The organism is Soonwooa sp. (assembly GCF_032062245.1).
Classification (GTDB): Bacteria; Bacteroidota; Bacteroidia; order Flavobacteriales; family Weeksellaceae; genus Soonwooa.
The window spans coordinates 1-17,897 of record NZ_DAMBQF010000013.1 but is presented as its reverse complement, the minus strand read 5'-3'; the positions used below and the strand labels follow the sequence as shown (position 1 = coordinate 17,897).

The window sequence follows — 17,897 nt, the reverse complement described above, 5'->3', positions numbered from 1 at the left end:
TGTAGCTTTTCGATGTTTGTTTTAATATTGTTGAGATAAATAACAACTTAAATAATATGAAAAAGAAAAATTTACTTTTACAACTTTGTGGAGCAATGCTTCTTGTGTCTTCTACAATGAGTGCGCAAGAATATAGAAAGATTACACAACCCAATTCAGCGTTTCAAGATATTAATGATAATGGCGTAGCAGTTGGTTTTGGATTAATGTATGATTGGACTACGAAGGTGGTAACTCCTAAAGAATGAGTAGTTTATAGATTGAGGTCTATTAATAATAATGGCGATATGACTGCCGTTGTTACTGTTGGTGTTCAAAAGGTTGCGTCTTACAAGCTGAATGGTAACGATTCTTGGACTTCAATACCATTGCCACCAAATACGGTTAATTCAACTTTATATACAGAAGGGGTTCCGTATCAAATTTCAGAAAATGGAAAGTATATTGTCGGAAGTATAGGCTTATTTGATAATCAATTACAAAAAGATATTGTACTATCTTTCATATTCGATACAACAATAGGAGTTACCAGTAGAGCGTCGAATTCCGATTTCGTAGACGGAACTTTTTTAACAGTTAATAATGCCGGAGATACTGCAGGATGGATTGAGATTCCGTTGACGAGTACGAGAAGCGTGCCGACTTTATATAGTAATTCTGGTGTTTTTAAGTGCATCAAAAATAACAACGGGAATTTGCCACAGGTTATTAATAACGAAGTTAAAGCCATTAATAATAATAATAATGGGGTAGCGGTTGGACAACTTGATAATTTACCATTTATCTACGATCCTGCCAAAGATACATATACGCAGTTTGCAAACCCTAATCCCGCTTAATATTTTGGAGGTGCGTTTTCAAGCATTTCAGAGGATGGGACTATTATAGGAATGTGGTATACTGCTGGGCAAAGTAACCGTTCTGCAACGATATATCATCCGAATTTGGGTACTACACCATTAGATATGAAAGCATATTTAGAATCGAGAGGCGTTACAGTCCAAAGTGGTGGTACTGCTAACAATATGGGCCAGCCTTAGCACTTTCTCCAAATGGAAAATTTATTATTAGTTTTGAAGATGGATCTGCAGTTTTTGCTTACGGATGGATTGTTAATATCCCAGAATTGGTGGTAGCTAGCAATGGGGTGAAGGCCAGTAAACTGACAGTTAATGTATATCCTAATCTCGTTATTGATGACATTAATATTGATCTGAGAACTTCGAAAGATGGCGTTGCAAAAATCGAGCTTTATTCGCTTGATGGTAAACTTTTAAAATATGAAAATGAAAATTTATCAAATGGTATTAACCACATTAAAGTTGTTTTTGCTCAAGCTGCAAAAGGAACTAAGAATCTTATCTTGGTTATTAATACACCAGAAGGTAACAGGATTTCTAAAAAGTTGGTAATTAAATAATTACAAGTGTGTGAAGAAAAAGGCTTTCCATTTAAATTGAAAGCCTTTTTTATCAAATATTTTTGGGAGAGTAGAAATACAAGAATTTTTTGTTGGCCATTTCAAAATCTGACCAATCTTCGCAATCTACTTGGTAGGCTGCAACACCGCAAGTTGGAAGATTTATAATTTCGTCCGTTAAATAATTTGCAAAATTCGAAATACCATTATTGTGCGAAAATATAGCGACACAATTGCTATCCTTTGGAAGTCCGTAGATTACGTTTTCAAAATGTTGTTCTCGCGCGTTATAAAGTTGATGCTCAGTCGAAAAATTTTTGTCGAAAACTTTAGAAAATAGCGCGCAAGTATCCTGTGCTCTTTTAGCAGGACTACTAATAAAAGTATCTATGTTAACGGATTTATTTTTTAGGAAATTCGCCATTCTTGGGGCATTTTCTTCTCCTATTTCGGTAAGTGGGCGGTCAAAATCTTCCACGCCTTCTGGCCAGTCGCTCTTGGCATGTCTTATGAGTAAAATTGTTTTCATGTGCTTTTTTTTCTTCAGAAATAAAATTAGGAAAAAAATCTTTTCAAAATTTAATTAATTTGAAAATCAATCTGATATGCATAAAATTTTCTGTTTTAATTTAAAAAAGCAGATTTTATTTATTTTTCTAAATTTAATTTCGTTTAAATTTAAAGTGTTGATAATGAATGTTTTGTGGTGATTTGTAATGTTGGATTATTTTTGAAATTAAACTCTCATATAAATAAAGAAGTATATTAAATTTATTAATTTAAATATATATTTACGGAAATTATAATTGAAATGGTAACGAAATCAAGAGTCATTTAGAAAATATATTGCGCGAGATAACGCCTTTGTCGTCAGAAGACAGCTTTCTGGTTTTTGATCGTATTCATAAATCTTTTGAATTTCCGTACCATTATCATCCCCAAGTCGAACTTAATTTTATCGTTCATGGGAAAGCTTATAAAAGAGTTGTGGGAGATCATTCTGACGAAATCGATGACCTAGAGCTGGTTTTAATTGGACCCAATCTGCCGCATTGTTGTGCAAATCATAATTGTAAAAGTAAGAGATCGCACGAGATTACAATCCAGTTTAATCAAGATTTTTTTTCGCAGGCATTAATGGCTAAAAATATTTTTAAACCGATTAGTAATTTGATGCCCGATTCGATCAAAGGGATTTTATTTTCCCAAGAAACCGCCACAAAACTAAAGAATTCGCTTTTGAATTTATCAAAAATGAACAGTTTTGATTCTTTTGTTGAGGTTATGAAAATTCTCAACCAACTCGCTAATTCTAAAGACCGCACGCTTTTATCTTCGTACAGCATAGAGCAGGAGAAATTTTCATATAAATACACGATGCAAATTGTACATGATTATGTGCATCAAAATTTTAAATCCAAAATTATGTTAAACGATATCGCAGCATTGGTTAACATAAGTATCCCGACTTTTAACCGTTTTATAAAACAAAGGACAGGAAAGACTTTTATTAATTATCTTAATGATATTCGGGTGAGTTACACGGTGCGTTGGATGTTGGATCGCAACATGACAATTTCGTAGATTGCTTTTGAAGCAGGATTTAAAAATATCGCGAACTTCAACAAGATTTTTAAGTCGGTTAAGAATACAACGCCTTCCGGTTTTAAGGAACAATTTGCCGGAATTAAGAAAATTGAATAGTATTTTTGATAGACAGCATCTACAATTTGTAGACAAAGCCTCTTTTTTTCTAATATTTTAAAAATTTGAGAAACTTTTTAATCTCTTTAACATCGTTTTTAATTTGATAATGCTTTTCCTTTTTGTTGGATTTTACAAATAAATCCAAGGTAAATTTGCTAACATCTCCTCCAATAAAAACTTTTTCCATAACATTGATTTTTAAGATTTTAAAGAGAAACTTATCAATAGCTCAACTCCTTTATAATGGGTTTTAAACCCGAATTTCTATCTGATTTTATGATAAGAAGTGTTTAAGTATAAATCGAAATATTAGCCACAACTCTGAGTAAATATTAGTTTACTTAAACACTTTTCTCTTTATCTTAAAGTTATCTCTCTTCTTGTTACAAATATAAAGGAGTAAAAATCTTAAAGATTTAGTATCGAGAAGTTTTATTGATAAGTTCTCGATACTATTTTTAGCAAAATCTACTCGAACTGACGATAACTTTCTCATCCCGAATTTAGGTTAAATATTAAACGATTGTAATTTTAATAAGAACACACAAATGTATATATACACCTATTTCAAATTTTACTAACTTAAAAAACATCTAATATTAAGAAACAATCTCTTATTATGATGTTGCTTGCAGGCTTGTTATCGACACAAGTTGAAGCACAGCAAAATCCTCAAAACTTCTGCTATGTAGAAGTTAACAATAATAACTTACTTAACGTAGGTTCTTACACTTTTGCAACGTATGGAAAGCAAGCCTTTGATTCGGCGATAATTTTTGCTGGAAACATTAATTATGATGCTGCTAAAGTTCGTGCTTAAATTTACAAAAATAACAACGTTACAAAAGTTCTTAACGATGTTAGTCCGTATGTAAGACCATAACAAGCTAAAGGTATTAAAGTTCTTTTGAGTCTTATAGGTAACTATCAAGGCGCTGGAATTCTTAACTTTCAGACACAAGAAGCTGCGAAAGATTTTGCACTTCAATTAGCAAATACAGTCTATACTTATGGTCTTGACGGTATCGACTTTGATGACGAATATGCGGGATATCCCAAAACGGGTAATATCAAAAATCCTGCATCTTTCACAATGCTTTTACAAGAGTTAAAAGCAGCGATGCCAGATAAACTTATCACGCTATATGATTATTCTGACGCGTTTGGTGCGCCAATACCAACAATTTATTTAACAAGTGGGGCTGATCGCGCGGGTAACTATATCAATTATGCTTACAATGGGTTGTACGGAACATACATGACGCAGATGTCGACTGCAGTTCCACCTTTAACCAAATCAAAATTAGGTGCAGCAGCTTTTAATGTACAATCGACTTGTACAGCGACTATTAATACACAATCTACAAGAACAAAAACCGATGGTTATGGCGTGATTGTTTGGTACGACCTTCGTCAAGGAGATGCATCGGCTAAGATTTCTACTTCTACTAATAATTTGTATGGTGAGGCAACGACTTTGTCAGGACAAACTTATGCTTGGACATCGGGAGTAACTTGCGAACCACCAATTGGTCTAGATGCTATTAATTTAGCAGGAACTTTCGCAACGCTTTCTTGGACTGGCGACTCTACTAAAACTTATAACATCGATTATAAATTAGCAAACTTATCAAATTGGATATCAGCAGCTACTAATTATTCTGGAAGTGGTCTTTCGATTAATAATTTAACGGCAAATACAGAATATGACTAGAGAATTCAATCTTCTTGTTCGGCTTCTTTAACGAGTACTTATATTTTTGCACCTCGTTTTAATAGTGGTAATGGATGCGTTCCTCCATATAATTTGTCTTCCTCTAATTATAAAGGAACATCTACAATTGTGTCGTGAACGGCTACCAATGTAGGTTCTTATACTATTCAGTACAAAGCTTCAACAGCATCAGATTAGACAACAGTTAATAATGTAACGAGTAATAATTATGACTTACAAGGTTTAACACCTAATACAACTGATCCTGCCAAAGTACAAGGATCTTGTGGAGGACAATCAAGTGCTTATTCTGCAGAGTCTACATTCAAAAGTGGTTTCACACCGGTACAAAGTATAGGTAATCGTTCGCTTTCGTTCAATGGAACCACCAATTATCTTGATGCCGGTAGTTTTAATATTAGTGGTAATGCATTAACGCTTGAAGGTTGGGTTAAAATGAATGCTTTCCAAGCAAATTTCCCATATATTTCATCTGTTGCAGGTATCGAATGAGGTGAAAACAACTTGGCTTTATTACGCTTTGGTGATGGTGATATCCCAACGGGTGATTATTTACAATTTGTTATAAGTATTGGTGGAGCGCAAGTTAAATTGAAATCTGCGACTAAATTTAACAAAAATGCTTGATATCACATTGCAGCAACTTACGATGTTACAGCTATGAAACTTTATCTTAATGGTGCTTTAGATGCAACAGCTGCAGTTTCGGGAGCATTTAACGCAAATGGTAATTTTTTTTTTACCGGCAAGAAATTCTAATAATAACGACAGAAGACTTAACGCTTTCTTGGACGAATTTAGAGTTTGGACAAGAGCTTTATCTGCAGAGGAAGTTGTAGCAATGCAATGTATTGTAGCACCAAATGCTGCTGGATTAGAGGCTAACTGGAAGTTCAACAAAGATAGTGGTGTAGCGGCTTTTGACCAAACGGCTATCACGCATTTCGCAATTTTGAATAGTATGACAGATGCTAACTGGAGTACAGATGTAGCTTGTGCGGTAGATATGGCAGTTAATGATGTTGCTTCTGCTAAAACTAAAATCTATCCTAATCCAGTTAAAAAAGGTCACGATATTCACTTTGTAACTAAAGAAAAGTCTGCAACTATTTCGCTTAACGACGCTATTGGCAAGTTGGTGAAAACTCAAAAAGTGTCAGGAGAAAAGGCTTCGGTAAGTTCTTCTCACTTAGGTACAGGACTTTACATGTACAAGGTTCAGTCAACAGATAATAATATTATTGATTCTCGAAAAACAAGGGTTAAATAACACTTTTTTCATATATATTTAAATTTTTTTTTTAAAATCAAGGCGCAAATTTGACGTTTAAAAATGTCAGATTTGCGCTTGTTTATCTTATTTTTAAGCCAAAATAAAATGAAACAAATTGTAGGAATAGACATTGGTGGGTCGCATATTACGATGGCACAAGTAACAACCGAAAACCGCGAAACAATCGCTTCAACTTATCTGCGAGAACATGTCGATTCTTTAGCCGAAAATCAAGTTATTTTATCAGCTTGGGTTTCGGCGATACAAAAACTTATTGCTAATCTCGATAAAAATGTAGTGTTAATAGGTGTTGCGATGCGTGGACCTTTCGATTACGAAATCGGAATTTCGTTGATGGCATATGTCAAATTTTTCAATATTATTAATTTGAATGTTAAAAAAGAATTAGCGCAACGACTTTCGATTTCTGAGAAGCAAATTCACTTTATTAATGATGCCGCTGCATTTTTGGAAGGCGAAATTTTTGATGGTGTAGTTCAAAATCATAGAAGAGTTTTTGGGATTACTTTAGGAACTGGACTTGGGAGCACTTTTTATGATGGCAAAATCACAACAGACGAAGATTTGTGGGATTCGCCATATAAAACAAGTATTTTTGAAAATTATTTGACAACCAATTGGTCTATTAAACGTTATAAAGAATTAACAGGCGCAGATATTTCTGGTACTAAAGATTTACGAGAAAAATCAGAAGACCTCCGAACTATAATTTTTGATGAGTACGCGGATCACTTCAGTGATTTTGTTGTGCAACATGTCAAAGCTTATAATCCGAAAGTTTTGGTGATTGGCGGTAATATTGCAAAAGCTTATCCTTATTTTCAGGAGAAACTGACTAATAATCTTGAGAATAATAGCATTAATTTACCAATAAAAATTTCAGCGATTTTTGAAGATGCAGCCATTCTGGGTGCCGCAAGTTATACCTTGAAACAATCGTCAAATTATTAATAAAACTATGAAAATGAAATTCTTATTTACTTCACTTTTTGTTTTTTTTAATCTTATCGTTTTTGGTCAAAATTCGCCAGTCGATTATGTCAATGCTTTGATGGGGACGCAGTCGAAGCCGTCCTTATCCAACGGAAATACGTATCTTGCAGTTGGTCTTCCGTGGGGAATGAATCTTTGGACGCCACAAACGGGAAAGATGGGCGACGGTTGGGCTTACAGTTACGATGCAGACAAAATTAGAGGTTTTAAACAAACGCATCAGCCATCGCCTTGGATGAATGATTATGGCGCTTTTGCCATAATGCCAGGCGTTGGAAAACCAAAATTCAAAGAGGAAGAAAGAGCGAGTTGGTATAGTCATAAAGCTGAAATTTCAACACCTTATTTTTATAGCGTTTATCTAGCGGATGCGAATGTTACAACAGCTTTAACGCCAACGGAAAGAGCGTCTTTTTTTAAGTTTGATTTTCCAAAAACGGACAGTGCTTACGTGGTTATCGACGCTTTGGACAAAGGTTCTTATATTAAAATTCTCCCTAAAGAACGCAAAATTATTGGCTATACAACCAAATATGCTTCTGGGAAATATGAGAATTTTAAAAACTATTTTGTTGTTCAGTTTGATAAAGATTTTGATTTAGCAACAATTTGGAAAGATGATAAATTTGTAAACAATCAACTAGAAATTACATCAAATCATGCTGGTGCAGTTGTAGGTTTCAAACTTAAAAATAAAGAATCGGTTTACACAAAAGTGGCTTCATCTTTTATCAGTTTTGAACAAGCTGAATTAAATTTAAAAAGAGAAATTGCTAACAAAACTTTTGACCAAGTAGAAACCGAAGCTAAAGATATTTGGAACAAAACTTTGAGCAAGATTGAAGTTAAAGGCGGGACAGATCAACAAACAAGGACTTTCTATTCGTCGTTGTACAGAACCTTATTTTTCCCTCAAAAATTTTATGAGATTGATGCGCAAAACAAAATCAAACATTGGAGTCCATACAACGGAAAAATTATGGATGGAAGAATGTTTGCGGATACTGGATTTTGGGATACTTTCCGTGCGTTATATCAATTGTTGAATTTGGTTTATCCAAGCATTAATGTAGAAATGCAAGAAGGTTTGGCTAATGCATATAAAGAAGGCGGATTTTTGCCAGAGTGGAGTAGTCCTGGATATTCCGATATTATGATTGGGAATAATTCGGCGTCGGTTGTCGCGGATGCTTATCTTAAAGGTCTTCGCGGTTACGACATCAAAACACTTTGGGAAGCTGTAAAACACGGTGCAAACAACGAAGGACCGATGAGCGCGGTCGGTAGAAAAGGCGTTGATTATTACAATACTTTGGGTTATGTGCCTTATGATGTTAAAATTAACGAAAATGCTGCTAGAACTTTAGAATATGCTTATGATGATTTTGCAATTTATGAATTAGGAAAAGCTTTGGGGAAACCAGCTTCGGAGATTGATATTTATAAAAAAAGAGCTTATAATTATAAAAACCTTTTTGATAAAGAAACAGGTTGGATGCGTGGCAAAAACAAAGACGGAAAATTCCAATCGCCTTTTAATCCTTACAAATGGGGCGATGCTTTCACGGAAGGAAATAGCCTACACTATACGTGGTCGGTTTTCCAAGATGTTGATGGATTGGCTACTTTAATAGGTGGCAAAAAGAAATTCGAAGCAAAGTTGGACGAAATTTTTACAATTCCTCCCGTTTTCGATGACAGTTATTATGGTTTTGTAATCCACGAAATTCGCGAAATGCAGATTATGGATATGGGACAATATGTCCACGGAAATCAACCGGTACAACACATGATTTATCTTTATAACTATGCTGAAGCACCATACAAAACGCAATATTGGACAAGAAAGGTTATGGATAAATTGTATCAACCAACGCCTGATGGTTATTGTGGTGACGAGGATAATGGACAGACCTCGGCTTGGTATATTTTCTCGGCTTTAGGTTTTTATCCAGTGACGCCAGCGACGGATAAATATGTTTTGGGAGCGCCATTGTTTAAGAATGCGATTATTCATTTAGAAAACGGAAATTCAATCAAGATCAACGCACCAGAAAATAATGCTGACAATCTTTATGTCAATAGTTTAAAGGTGAATAATCAAGCTTATTCTAAAAACTGGTTAAGTCATAAAGAATTGATGAAAGGCGCGGTTTTGGATTTTAAAATGGATAAAACTCCAAATAAACAAAGAGTAAGTGAGGAAAAGGATTTCCCTTACTCAATGTCAAAAGAAAAGTAAAATTTAAAATAAACAATAAATGGAAAAGAATAAAATCTTTGATGAGGTTGAAAAAATGCTGAACGAACAAAATTTTAATATCATTACAAAAGACGACACAAGACCGTGGGGAGGTTTTTTTGTAATTGATGAAAATCAGGCGCAAGATTTTGCAAACATCTATTTTGATGGTATAGATGTGGACGGGCTGAGAATCGGTGGAAAGCTAAGTCCAAAAATTCTTTTGGTGGCGCCAGAAGCTAGATTAAGTTGGCAGTATCACCACAGAAGAGCTGAAATTTGGCAAGTGGTTTTAGGTACTGTCGGTATTAAAAGAAGTCCAACGGACGAGGAAGGCGAACTTGTTGAATACAAACCAAAAGATCAAATCAAGCTAAAGCAAGGCGAAAGACATCGTTTGATTGGTTTGGATAATTGGGGCGTTGTTGCAGAAATTTGGCAGCACGTTGACGCTTCCAATCCTTCGAATGAAGACGATATTGTAAGACTTCAGGACGATTTTGGTCGCTAGAATTTAAAATATGTAATTCAATATTATTTTAATTTTCATTAAGAAAACATTCTCATAGATTCTGTGAGAATGTTTTTTGACCGTCTCTCTGTCCCATGGATGCACGTAATATATGCATCATCAACCAAATAGGTTCATAATTCTTGTGAGAAAGTTGTCTTTGAAGTTCTTTAGTAGAAATTCCTTTTTTTGAAAAACTCATAAAAGCCATTGCTAAAAACCATTTCTGAATTGGAAGTTTTGATGATTCTAAAATGGTTCCGCTTCTCAGTGAGGTTCTAAAATTACAAACAATACATTGCCACATCCACTTGTTTTTTAGCAAATAATGATCTACACCACCACAACTTTTACATAATAACACCTTCTTTTTCTATGGATTCTTTTAAATGTTGCTTACAGCTTTCTTCTGTGGGGAACATTTCAATAAATTGTACTATATTCATAATGAGAAAGATATGGAAATATTGTCATACTGGCAACTTTACTGATAAACATATATTTTTTTATAACTTGTAATTATCGCAAATTTGCTTTGTAACTAATATAGATTTGTATTGGAAATCAACTCTCTATTTGGTATGGTAGTCTTGTATAAAAAAGGCTATCTCATTATGAGATAGCCCTTTTTTAATCATTATCAATCCTTATCCATCTGCCGTTTTCTACACCTTCATAGAAATGGTCGTTATGATAAATAATTGCTCCCTGAATATGAGGTTTGCTTGCCGGTAATCCTGTTAATATTTCTGGAGAAGCGCTTACATTTCTCAATAAAAAAACATCTGGCCCTTCTTTGATAACAATTCCGCTTCCCGGAATCAATCGGGCTTGATTTTCATCCACAGGTGGGTTTGAAATAATAACCGGTAATACTTCTGCCAAACGTCTTGCTCCCATATTTGTTGTACAGCCTCTCAACTCTGTTCCGTATAATTGAACAACACCTGGCGCCGTACATGCGGGATTAATATAAACCACAACATTCTTGTTGCTGATAATCGCTGGACAAGCCATACCGCTGGCAAAGCGGATACTTTTCAAACGATATACAAAAGTCCCTGCAATATTTCTGGGATGGTCAATAGTAGCCACCCCGCTTGAGTTAGACGTCACCTCCATATCTGCACCATTATTGATATTATACGTGAAAATATAAATTTGGTTCGTAAGGCTTCCTTTGAAGGTTACCGTAACATCACCTGTCGGCTGCTGTAGTGCATTTAATGCTGCCGTAGAGGTATTGTCTGCAGGCAAGGCAACGGACGAAATCGTAAAGTTTTCTGTAATATTACATCCATCCTGAGCATACACCACTTTTACACTGTAATTTCCCGGCTGGGTAAAAGTAACCATTGGCGAAGTGCTGATGACTCCGGCATTCGGTGCTCCAATTTTTGTCCAGGTATATGATGCATTTGGATCTGTTCCGTATAATGCTGCTGCATCATAAGTTTTAGGAAATTCTGAAGCACAAAGTGTTTTGTTGCCACCAAAACCTGCTGCCTGAACATTGGTAGGCACAATGGTAAGATTAGTTGTATTACCCAAATCCTGGCTATTTCCATAAGCACTGACAGGACGTGAAAAACTTATGTCTTTTACAGATGCGTAAAATATAGTATAAGCAGCTGCCGGATCAAGATTGATGATAGTTTGACCGGAAGCAGCTGTTCTGCTCACGTTAATCCTATTACATGAAGTTCCTGTCATAAAGAGATTTTCTGTTACCGTTTGTCCACTGGCGATGGTATATGTTCCGGGATTGAAATATAAAGTTTTGTAATTGCCTTTTGATGATAGTGTACCGCTTCCAAGGAAAGTTACTTTATTGAAATTATGAACAGGAGTTCCACCATTTAATGTACCTGCCGTTGTTATCGTCACATCTCCGAAGTTGTTTACATTTGTTACACGAACATAGAAGTTACCCGTTGTTATTTTAGAATCGATGGCATTTATCGTTACCGGGTAATTGTTGTAGGAATCAATAGTAAAGATAGGACTATTAACAACTGATTGTCCAAAGTTTAGTACAGGACCTATATTCTGAGGATAAATTAATTCAAATTTGGAGGTGCTTACTGTAGTCAAAGAATAATTATTGGTTTTAAAACTTTTCACATTCGTTCCTGTCAAGCCGCCATAGTAATCACTCTGAAGCTCAAAATAATCCTGGGTAGCAGCGATACTGATTAGTGTGCTGACCCCTTTGGTATCAATATATCGGGTAATTCCCGGAGTTGCGCTCTGTTGCATTATAATGTTGAAAGGAACTGTAGATCCGGTTGGTACACTAACAGTTGCATCACTTTGTAATGTAAGATTTCCGTTTATGGATAATAAATATACCCGATAAGGATCTGTTCCAAAATGTAGAATGGGTTTATTAGGAGCATTATCAAATGTCATATTCTTTACATTCCTGTTAGCTGATATATATATCCTGTTTTGTTCAGCCGTAAATCCGGAATTGACATCAAAGAAAACATTATCCGTAGCACGCGGTGGAAAACAATCGGTTAAAGGTGTTCCTCCCGAAGTTAAAGACCAGTGCTGTGCATCATCAAAATCACCTTGTCCTCCTATCCAATAAAGATCCCTGGCAGCGGGAATAGTATTGAAATTAAAACCCGCATTATTACCGGCATCAATACTAGCACTTACTTCGTAGGTTTGACCTCCGGATGACGATAGGTTTCTAAGATATGTATTGGTAATTTTAAAGTCAATAGTGTTATAGCTAGGGATAATAATTTTTTTAATCGATGCATCATTACCAATTATTGCCAGCTTATCGGAAGAGCAGTTTCCTATAAGATTCATTTTTTGTTGCACATAGATATCATTTCCAAGGGAAATCGTATTTTTCCCGCTAATATTAAGAGTATTTACTTTATTTAAGTTTCCAAGAGCCAATGTACGAAACCCTGGCCCTGCATAAGCAGTGGAACCAGAATAAGGAAGAATATTAAGTTCATTGATTGTACCTTGTGGAAAACTAAAAGTAGCATAATATCCTGAATTAGAGGAATTATCCTGATAGGAAGGTGTAATATTTATCTTTTCGATATAATGATTAAGCGCATTAAAGCTTGATGCCAGGTATTGGTAATATGCTGGTGTAATATTAATAACACTATTGATATCCTGTATTGGCTGAACGGTATTTACTATGATAGAATTAGTATTTACTGTACTGTTATTCAGTATAAGCTTTTCCCCGGCAAAGGACATAGCCGGTGCTTGTACTGTAATACCTGTAAAATCTAATGTCGCACCAGTATATTGCCGGAGATTGAGATTTGATTTTATTATATTGGTAGCTTTCCAGATAGCATTTCCTGTAAAATTAATTGAAGTGATGCCGCTTATTCCTGCTGTATTAATTGTTTTTGTGATACCTGCCGGTTTTCCCTGGTTAATGAAACTCCAATTCCTGTAACCGTCTCCATAATAACCGTCTACTGCAAAATTAGACTGTAAACTAAGATTACCATTGATGTTAATAGAGAAAGTACCCATATAAAGTCTAACACTTGCAGGCGCTGGAACAGTCCAGGTCATATCATTTACAAAAACGTTGCTGTTCAGTAAAATTGTATTACCATTACCTGCAAACCCTGAATTGGCATCAAAAAAGACATTATCATATATCGTAGGTGTACCACAACGGTTGGCAGAATCTGTACTGCCGCTTACCAAAGACCAGTGCGTTTCGTCATCCCAATTGCCTGCACCACCAACCCAATACAGATTTTTACCGGTAGGTGCAGTAAAGGTGATGCCTGAGTTGTTCCCATTATCAATAGAATTATCCGCTAATACAGTTGCTCCGTTGGCTACTATATTGGTTATGTTCAGCCTGTTGAGCTGTACAATACCGTTACCGTTGATGTTGTTTCCTAATATCAGCTTGCCTTTTTGGGTTGCCGAATAGCCGCTCATATTCTTCATTGTAGCACAGCTGCTTCTGTTGTAAAGAAAAGTATCCTTAACCGAAAAAGTCGGCGAATAACCATTATAATTACCGAATACTATCCCCCCCGTTCCGTTATTGATAAAGCTTTTGGTAGATATTACGGCATTAAGACTGTTATAACCATTAAGAAGAAAATCTGTACCATTTACGACCTGCATTGTATTAGCAGATAGTTTCCCGGTAATACCTATTGTTCCTGCATAATCAAAAATAACAGTATCGATGAAATGATTATTGGTATCACTATTAACTGTAACTCCCCCAACTCTTGCAGTAGTATTCTGGGCATTTACAGGCTGTGTACAGGAAATGGTTATATTGGATGCAGTAATATCCGAATTGCTGATTGAAGCTGAATTACCTCCCAACCTTATACTACCTCCTACACTTATCTTACTATTGTCGGCAAAAAGATTTGCTCCTGTTGCATTGCTAAAATCGAAAATAGCGTTTGGTACTGTTTTCAGAGTATAATCTCCCGGTGCGCTGGGTGCTACCAGATAATAATTCCCGGCTCCGTAAACGGTAACGTCTCGCATTGTATTCCCTTCAAAACTCATATAATAATTAGCAGATGCCACTCCTCCTAAGAACCGGAAGCCCTGATAGTTTGTAACCTGCATATTTTTTTGAAGATAAATACTGCCGTAACAGTCTGCTGTATAGAGATCCAATTGTGGAACCCCGGGTACATTGTGCCACGTCATATTCCTGAATTCTGCCGGCTGCCCGTAAGAAGCCGAGACATTTATTGTTGTGCCGGAATTTTGATCAAAAATAACATCATCCCATCTCATCGGAACACAGTTGGAGGGTGTGCCTCCCGACGTTAAAGACCAATGCGAAGGATTTGCCCAATTGCCAGCGCCACCAATCCAATAATAGGTATGAGAGCTATAATTATTATACATAATATTGCCCAAATTACCTCCTCCGTTAATTGCAGCAGTGTAATTGGCTCCGCCACCTGCATTGATATTGGTAAAGGTGTAATTAGGAAAATCCATTACCACACCTGCGGGTGCGAGGATTCTTCCCTTGTTGGAATTGCTACGTGAAACACCAAGAACCGGGGGCTGACCCGTACAAGGTACATTTGCCAATAAACTCTGGTTGACCTGGAGATAATAATTAGTATAAATATTGTCCAAAGAATAATTTAAGCCATTAAGATTTAATTTATTAACAGAAATTAAACCTCTAAATGTAGCATTACTGTTCATTATCATTTCATCTACATTCAGAACATCTACAGTGGAACTAATAAGGGGTTTCAACATATTGGAAGCTGCAGTAATTTTTTTTACAGTTTGCTGTTTTGTAAATGTTAGTCCCGGGTTACCATAATTGTAATTGCTATAATAGTTATAAGTAGTAATATTAATAGTTGAATTGGAAAGATTAACATTATCATTGATGCTCGCAGCACTTGTATTGATTACACTATTTCCAAAATCGGAAACCGCAGTTGATGTGTAATTAAATATCTTTGTTGTAAGATTCTTGCCATTCACGTCAAGCGAGGCATTATTCTGCACAGTAAAGCTCATATCAAAATGTTCTCCGCCAAGGTCATTGACCAGCTTCCATTTTCCGTTCCCTGTGAGATACACATTGGCATATTTTTGATTCCAATTATCATCGTAAGAATTATTATTTACCCAGAATATATCCGTAGGGATATCAATAAGATTGGGTATTGTCTGGCTATCATCATACATTAGATTAATTACACCGAATAATGGCAAATAAGCCCCCTTTCTCCATTGTATATTTCCGTAGACGCTAATGCCACTGCTTAATTGGAAATTACCGGCAAAACCATCCTGCACAATAAAATCTTTACAGATAGCGGTTCCGGCAATACTTCCCATTGAGGATGTAAAACCGCTCAAATTAGTAATCAATACATTATCATACCTGGAAGGGATAATAGTTGCCTGCGGTCCGGTAGATGAACCAATGCGCCAATGGTTCAGGTCGCTCCAGCTTCCTGTACCCCCAACCCAATAGTAATCGCTTTGCGCAAATACTTGTTGACACATTGTCAGGAAGAAAAGAAAATATAGTTTTAGTTTCATTTAATTTAGAATTACATATTAATAGCTGATTGAATTTTATTCACAAACAATCAGTCCTATAGAAATACATTGAATAATCACATTTGATTCTGAATTACTTTTGCTTTTTCAGTTTTTGGATCTCTTCTTGTAATTCCTTTATTTTGATGTCCTGTTCTTGTGCATTTTTAAGTAGGAGAGGAATCAACTCATTATAATTTACAGACTTATACCCTTCACCATCTGTGTTAACAATGTTAGGAAGCACTTTTTCAACTTCCTGTGCAATTAATCCGTACTGAAGCTGTGCATTTCCTCCTTTTTGTTTTCCTTTTTCATTCCAGAAGTAAGAAACAGGATTCAGCTGTGAAATAATTGTATGCGAAGATATTATCTGCGTAATATTTTGTTTTAAACGTTGATCTGAGTTGTAATCAATAGCGCTTGCTTTCACCGTTCCTGCAACATCAAGCTTAGCAGAAGGAGAGGGAGTATTAGTTCCGATTCCGACACTTCCAATCCCCGAAAAAATTAGATTTTTACCGTTCAAGTCAACATTTCTTGCTGCCAAAGCTGTTGTAATTGTTCCATCAGCTGTATAAATATTGGAATTTACTCCGCCGATGTTTTCCCAGATTGTTCCATTCCAATAATAGTAACCGGGTTGGATAATCTTTGCAACGCTTGCATTAGAAACCGTAGGGGCTGATGTGGCATATATCATCAGAGATTCTGTTCCTGATTGCAGGTTGTTAGTCATTGTCTTGATTTGATCCCCAGTGAGTCTTGGTATCATAAGGCCTTCGGTCTGTGCAGTACCATCGGTTTTTGCGATAACTTCTAACGTGGATTTAGGTGTTACAGTATTGATTCCTACTTGGGAAAATAAGAACGAGCCGGAAAAAAATGCAACTAAAAAAGGTGCATTAAGTAATGTGTTGCGAGATGAGCTCAGAATCATCGTGTGTTTCATAATGTAATAGTTTTTAGTAGTTTATTTTTTTCAGTTTAAATGCTTTAAGCTATCATAAAGGATACTTTTAGATTTCTCAATGAGTTCATTGGACCGGTAAATCTTGCTGGTAATGATGCAGCTTTCAAAAAGCAGGTAAATATGTGCAGACAGAAGTTCATCATTGATTTCATTATCAAAACAAATTCTTAATCTCCTCTTATGCTCTCTGATAGTATAATGAATTTCTGTTTTATCTTCGGGGACTTCAAAAAGTATATTTAGAAAGCTGCAACCTCTGAAATTTTCTTTTTCATTCATATGCATCAGAAAATCAAAAGACTTGAGAATTTTAATTTTAGGACTGGGAGATCCGTCGGTAAATTTTTCAAGCTCTGCAACCCAGTAATCAAATCTTCTCTCCAAAAATTCTATACACAAATCGTCTTTCGACTTGAAATGGGCATAAAATGTGGCTTTAGAAACATTAGCTTCCTGTATGATCTGGTTAATTCCTGTATTACTGAAGCCTTGTCAGTCAAATAAATCACTCGCAGTTATTAAAATTCTTTCCCGTGGAAGTTGCATTATTTTTTTTAACAAATTTAACAAAAATCGAACATATTGGTCTGTTTTTTTTTTAAACATTTAGAACTTTAAATTTCTACATAACAAGGTGTTGTTTTTTAATTTAATCCGATCTTATTTCTTATTAGAATATAAACAATGATCACGCAGGTTATAGAAATATATTAATAAAATTTGTACAAAAAAGTATTAAGATTAAAAAAAAAAAAATAGTCCTTCAAAGTTTTATTTCAATTAAAATATGAGGGATCAGAAATCATATTATGGATATTTTCACTGTTGTCAATCTGCAAAAATCGTTCTAAGGTATAAAGCGTCATGACATAAAAATGAAAGATACAAATAGATAAACAATCTTACCCGTTGTGCATTATGAATTAAAAAGTAAAAAGTTGTTCATTTGATTGAAAATC

The 17,897-nt window shown here is 35.4% G+C and carries 19 protein-coding genes and 1 pseudogene; 13 read left to right on the top strand and 7 right to left on the bottom strand.

The features are described 5' to 3' along the window. Nucleotides 1-95 precede the first annotated feature (95 nt). The 4 genes from RT037_RS08145 to RT037_RS08130 all read left to right on the top strand — a co-directional run bounded on the left by RT037_RS08145 (nucleotide 96) and on the right by RT037_RS08130 (nucleotide 1,420). Complete coding sequence (locus RT037_RS08145) at nucleotides 96-248, top strand: hypothetical protein (protein ID WP_313029821.1); 153 nt, start codon at nucleotides 96-98, stop codon at nucleotides 246-248. A 12-nt stretch (nucleotides 249-260) separates the two neighbouring features. Then, entirely contained in the window at nucleotides 261-839 is a 579-nt protein-coding gene (locus tag RT037_RS08140) for a hypothetical protein (RefSeq protein WP_313029819.1), read from the top strand. A gap of 51 nt (nucleotides 840-890) precedes the next feature. Next, a complete protein-coding gene (locus RT037_RS08135) occupies nucleotides 891-1,040 on the top strand; it encodes a hypothetical protein (protein ID WP_312323372.1) in 150 nt (49 codons plus the stop codon). 89 nt (nucleotides 1,041-1,129) lie between these two features. Further along, the gene (locus RT037_RS08130; RefSeq protein WP_313029889.1) at nucleotides 1,130-1,420 is read left to right on the top strand and encodes a T9SS type A sorting domain-containing protein; all 291 of its coding nucleotides are present in this window, start codon (nucleotides 1,130-1,132) and stop codon (nucleotides 1,418-1,420) included. A gap of 52 nt (nucleotides 1,421-1,472) precedes the next feature. Here the strand turns inward: RT037_RS08130 and RT037_RS08125 are convergent, their stop codons facing one another. Further along, on the bottom strand, nucleotides 1,473-1,949 hold the full coding sequence (locus RT037_RS08125) for a phosphoglycerate mutase family protein (RefSeq protein ID WP_312323373.1): 477 nt from the start codon (nucleotides 1,947-1,949) through the stop codon (nucleotides 1,473-1,475). A gap of 317 nt (nucleotides 1,950-2,266) precedes the next feature. Here RT037_RS08125 and RT037_RS08120 point away from each other — a divergent pair, with 317 nt between their 5' ends. Continuing rightward, nucleotides 2,267-3,004 (top strand): AraC family transcriptional regulator, encoded by a 738-nt coding sequence (locus RT037_RS08120; RefSeq protein WP_313029813.1) that lies wholly within the window; start codon nucleotides 2,267-2,269, stop codon nucleotides 3,002-3,004. Nucleotides 3,005-3,173: 169 nt separating this feature from the next. On the opposite strand, the gene RT037_RS08115 is transcribed toward RT037_RS08120, so the two are convergent. Further along, nucleotides 3,174-3,314 carry a hypothetical protein gene (locus RT037_RS08115; protein WP_313029809.1) on the bottom strand — a complete coding sequence of 47 codons (141 nt, stop codon included), beginning with the start codon at nucleotides 3,312-3,314 and terminating at the stop codon, nucleotides 3,174-3,176. Between the two features lie 432 nt (nucleotides 3,315-3,746). Here RT037_RS08115 and RT037_RS08110 point away from each other — a divergent pair, with 432 nt between their 5' ends. The 8 genes from RT037_RS08110 (at nucleotide 3,747) to RT037_RS08080 (ending at nucleotide 9,902) form a co-directional block, all read left to right on the top strand. Further along, nucleotides 3,747-3,947, top strand: a complete 201-nt coding sequence (locus RT037_RS08110) for a hypothetical protein (RefSeq protein ID WP_313029806.1) — start codon at nucleotides 3,747-3,749, stop codon at nucleotides 3,945-3,947. A 75-nt stretch (nucleotides 3,948-4,022) separates the two neighbouring features. Next, entirely contained in the window at nucleotides 4,023-4,841 is an 819-nt protein-coding gene (locus RT037_RS08105) for a glycosyl hydrolase family 18 protein (protein WP_313029888.1), read from the top strand. Between the two features lie 525 nt (nucleotides 4,842-5,366). Next, on the top strand, nucleotides 5,367-5,489 hold the full coding sequence (locus RT037_RS08100; protein ID WP_313029802.1) for a hypothetical protein: 123 nt from the start codon (nucleotides 5,367-5,369) through the stop codon (nucleotides 5,487-5,489). Nucleotides 5,490-5,522: 33 nt separating this feature from the next. After that, nucleotides 5,523-5,621, top strand: coding sequence for a hypothetical protein (locus tag RT037_RS13870; RefSeq protein WP_409456520.1), 99 nt, complete (start codon nucleotides 5,523-5,525; stop codon nucleotides 5,619-5,621). Then, entirely contained in the window at nucleotides 5,587-6,132 is a 546-nt protein-coding gene (locus RT037_RS08095) for a T9SS type A sorting domain-containing protein (RefSeq protein ID WP_313029799.1), read from the top strand. The genes RT037_RS13870 and RT037_RS08095 overlap by 35 nt, the downstream gene beginning before the upstream one ends. 108 nt (nucleotides 6,133-6,240) lie before the next feature. Beyond that, nucleotides 6,241-7,107 (top strand): ROK family protein, encoded by an 867-nt coding sequence (locus RT037_RS08090; RefSeq protein WP_313029796.1) that lies wholly within the window; start codon nucleotides 6,241-6,243, stop codon nucleotides 7,105-7,107. Nucleotides 7,108-7,120: 13 nt separating this feature from the next. After that, nucleotides 7,121-9,391 carry a GH92 family glycosyl hydrolase gene (locus tag RT037_RS08085; protein ID WP_409529549.1) on the top strand — a complete coding sequence of 757 codons (2,271 nt, stop codon included), beginning with the start codon at nucleotides 7,121-7,123 and terminating at the stop codon, nucleotides 9,389-9,391. Between the two features lie 19 nt (nucleotides 9,392-9,410). Continuing rightward, a complete protein-coding gene (locus RT037_RS08080; RefSeq protein ID WP_312323414.1) occupies nucleotides 9,411-9,902 on the top strand; it encodes a phosphoheptose isomerase in 492 nt (163 codons plus the stop codon). A 52-nt stretch (nucleotides 9,903-9,954) separates the two neighbouring features. Here the strand turns inward: RT037_RS08080 and RT037_RS08075 are convergent, their stop codons facing one another. The 5 genes and pseudogenes from RT037_RS08075 to RT037_RS08055 all read right to left on the bottom strand — a co-directional run. Continuing rightward, nucleotides 9,955-10,209: a hypothetical protein gene (locus RT037_RS08075; RefSeq protein ID WP_313029790.1), complete on the bottom strand. Its 255-nt coding sequence runs from the start codon at nucleotides 10,207-10,209 to the stop codon at nucleotides 9,955-9,957. Nucleotides 10,210-10,532: 323 nt separating this feature from the next. Then, the gene (locus RT037_RS08070) at nucleotides 10,533-15,965 is read right to left on the bottom strand and encodes a hypothetical protein (RefSeq protein ID WP_313029788.1); all 5,433 of its coding nucleotides are present in this window, start codon (nucleotides 15,963-15,965) and stop codon (nucleotides 10,533-10,535) included. A gap of 94 nt (nucleotides 15,966-16,059) precedes the next feature. After that, nucleotides 16,060-16,704, bottom strand: a complete 645-nt coding sequence (locus RT037_RS08065) for a tail fiber domain-containing protein (RefSeq protein ID WP_313029786.1) — start codon at nucleotides 16,702-16,704, stop codon at nucleotides 16,060-16,062. A gap of 243 nt (nucleotides 16,705-16,947) precedes the next feature. Beyond that, the gene (locus RT037_RS08060) at nucleotides 16,948-17,322 is read right to left on the bottom strand and encodes a hypothetical protein (protein WP_313029783.1); all 375 of its coding nucleotides are present in this window, start codon (nucleotides 17,320-17,322) and stop codon (nucleotides 16,948-16,950) included. 18 nt (nucleotides 17,323-17,340) lie between these two features. Continuing rightward, a pseudogene (locus RT037_RS08055) lies at nucleotides 17,341-17,418 on the bottom strand (TetR/AcrR family transcriptional regulator); the annotation flags it as partial. Between the last annotated feature and the right edge of the window lie 479 nt (nucleotides 17,419-17,897).

Coding starts and splice junctions, on each gene's coding strand:
- RT037_RS08095 (WP_313029799.1), top strand. CDS start 5,587: ATGGTAATTTTTTTTTTACCGGCAAGAAATTCTAATAATAACGACAGA.
- RT037_RS08090 (WP_313029796.1), top strand. CDS start 6,241: ATGAAACAAATTGTAGGAATAGACATTGGTGGGTCGCATATTACGATG.
- RT037_RS08110 (WP_313029806.1), top strand. CDS start 3,747: ATGATGTTGCTTGCAGGCTTGTTATCGACACAAGTTGAAGCACAGCAA.
- RT037_RS08125 (WP_312323373.1), bottom strand. CDS start 1,949: ATGAAAACAATTTTACTCATAAGACATGCCAAGAGCGACTGGCCAGAA.
- RT037_RS08080 (WP_312323414.1), top strand. CDS start 9,411: ATGGAAAAGAATAAAATCTTTGATGAGGTTGAAAAAATGCTGAACGAA.
- RT037_RS08135 (WP_312323372.1), top strand. CDS start 891: ATGTGGTATACTGCTGGGCAAAGTAACCGTTCTGCAACGATATATCAT.
- RT037_RS08085 (WP_409529549.1), top strand. CDS start 7,121: ATGAAATTCTTATTTACTTCACTTTTTGTTTTTTTTAATCTTATCGTT.
- RT037_RS08065 (WP_313029786.1), bottom strand. CDS start 16,704: ATGACTAACAACCTGCAATCAGGAACAGAATCTCTGATGATATATGCC.
- RT037_RS13870 (WP_409456520.1), top strand. CDS start 5,523: ATGAAACTTTATCTTAATGGTGCTTTAGATGCAACAGCTGCAGTTTCG.
- RT037_RS08145 (WP_313029821.1), top strand. CDS start 96: ATGCTTCTTGTGTCTTCTACAATGAGTGCGCAAGAATATAGAAAGATT.
- RT037_RS08070 (WP_313029788.1), bottom strand. CDS start 15,965: ATGAAACTAAAACTATATTTTCTTTTCTTCCTGACAATGTGTCAACAA.
- RT037_RS08115 (WP_313029809.1), bottom strand. CDS start 3,314: ATGGAAAAAGTTTTTATTGGAGGAGATGTTAGCAAATTTACCTTGGAT.
- RT037_RS08075 (WP_313029790.1), bottom strand. CDS start 10,209: ATGTGGCAATGTATTGTTTGTAATTTTAGAACCTCACTGAGAAGCGGA.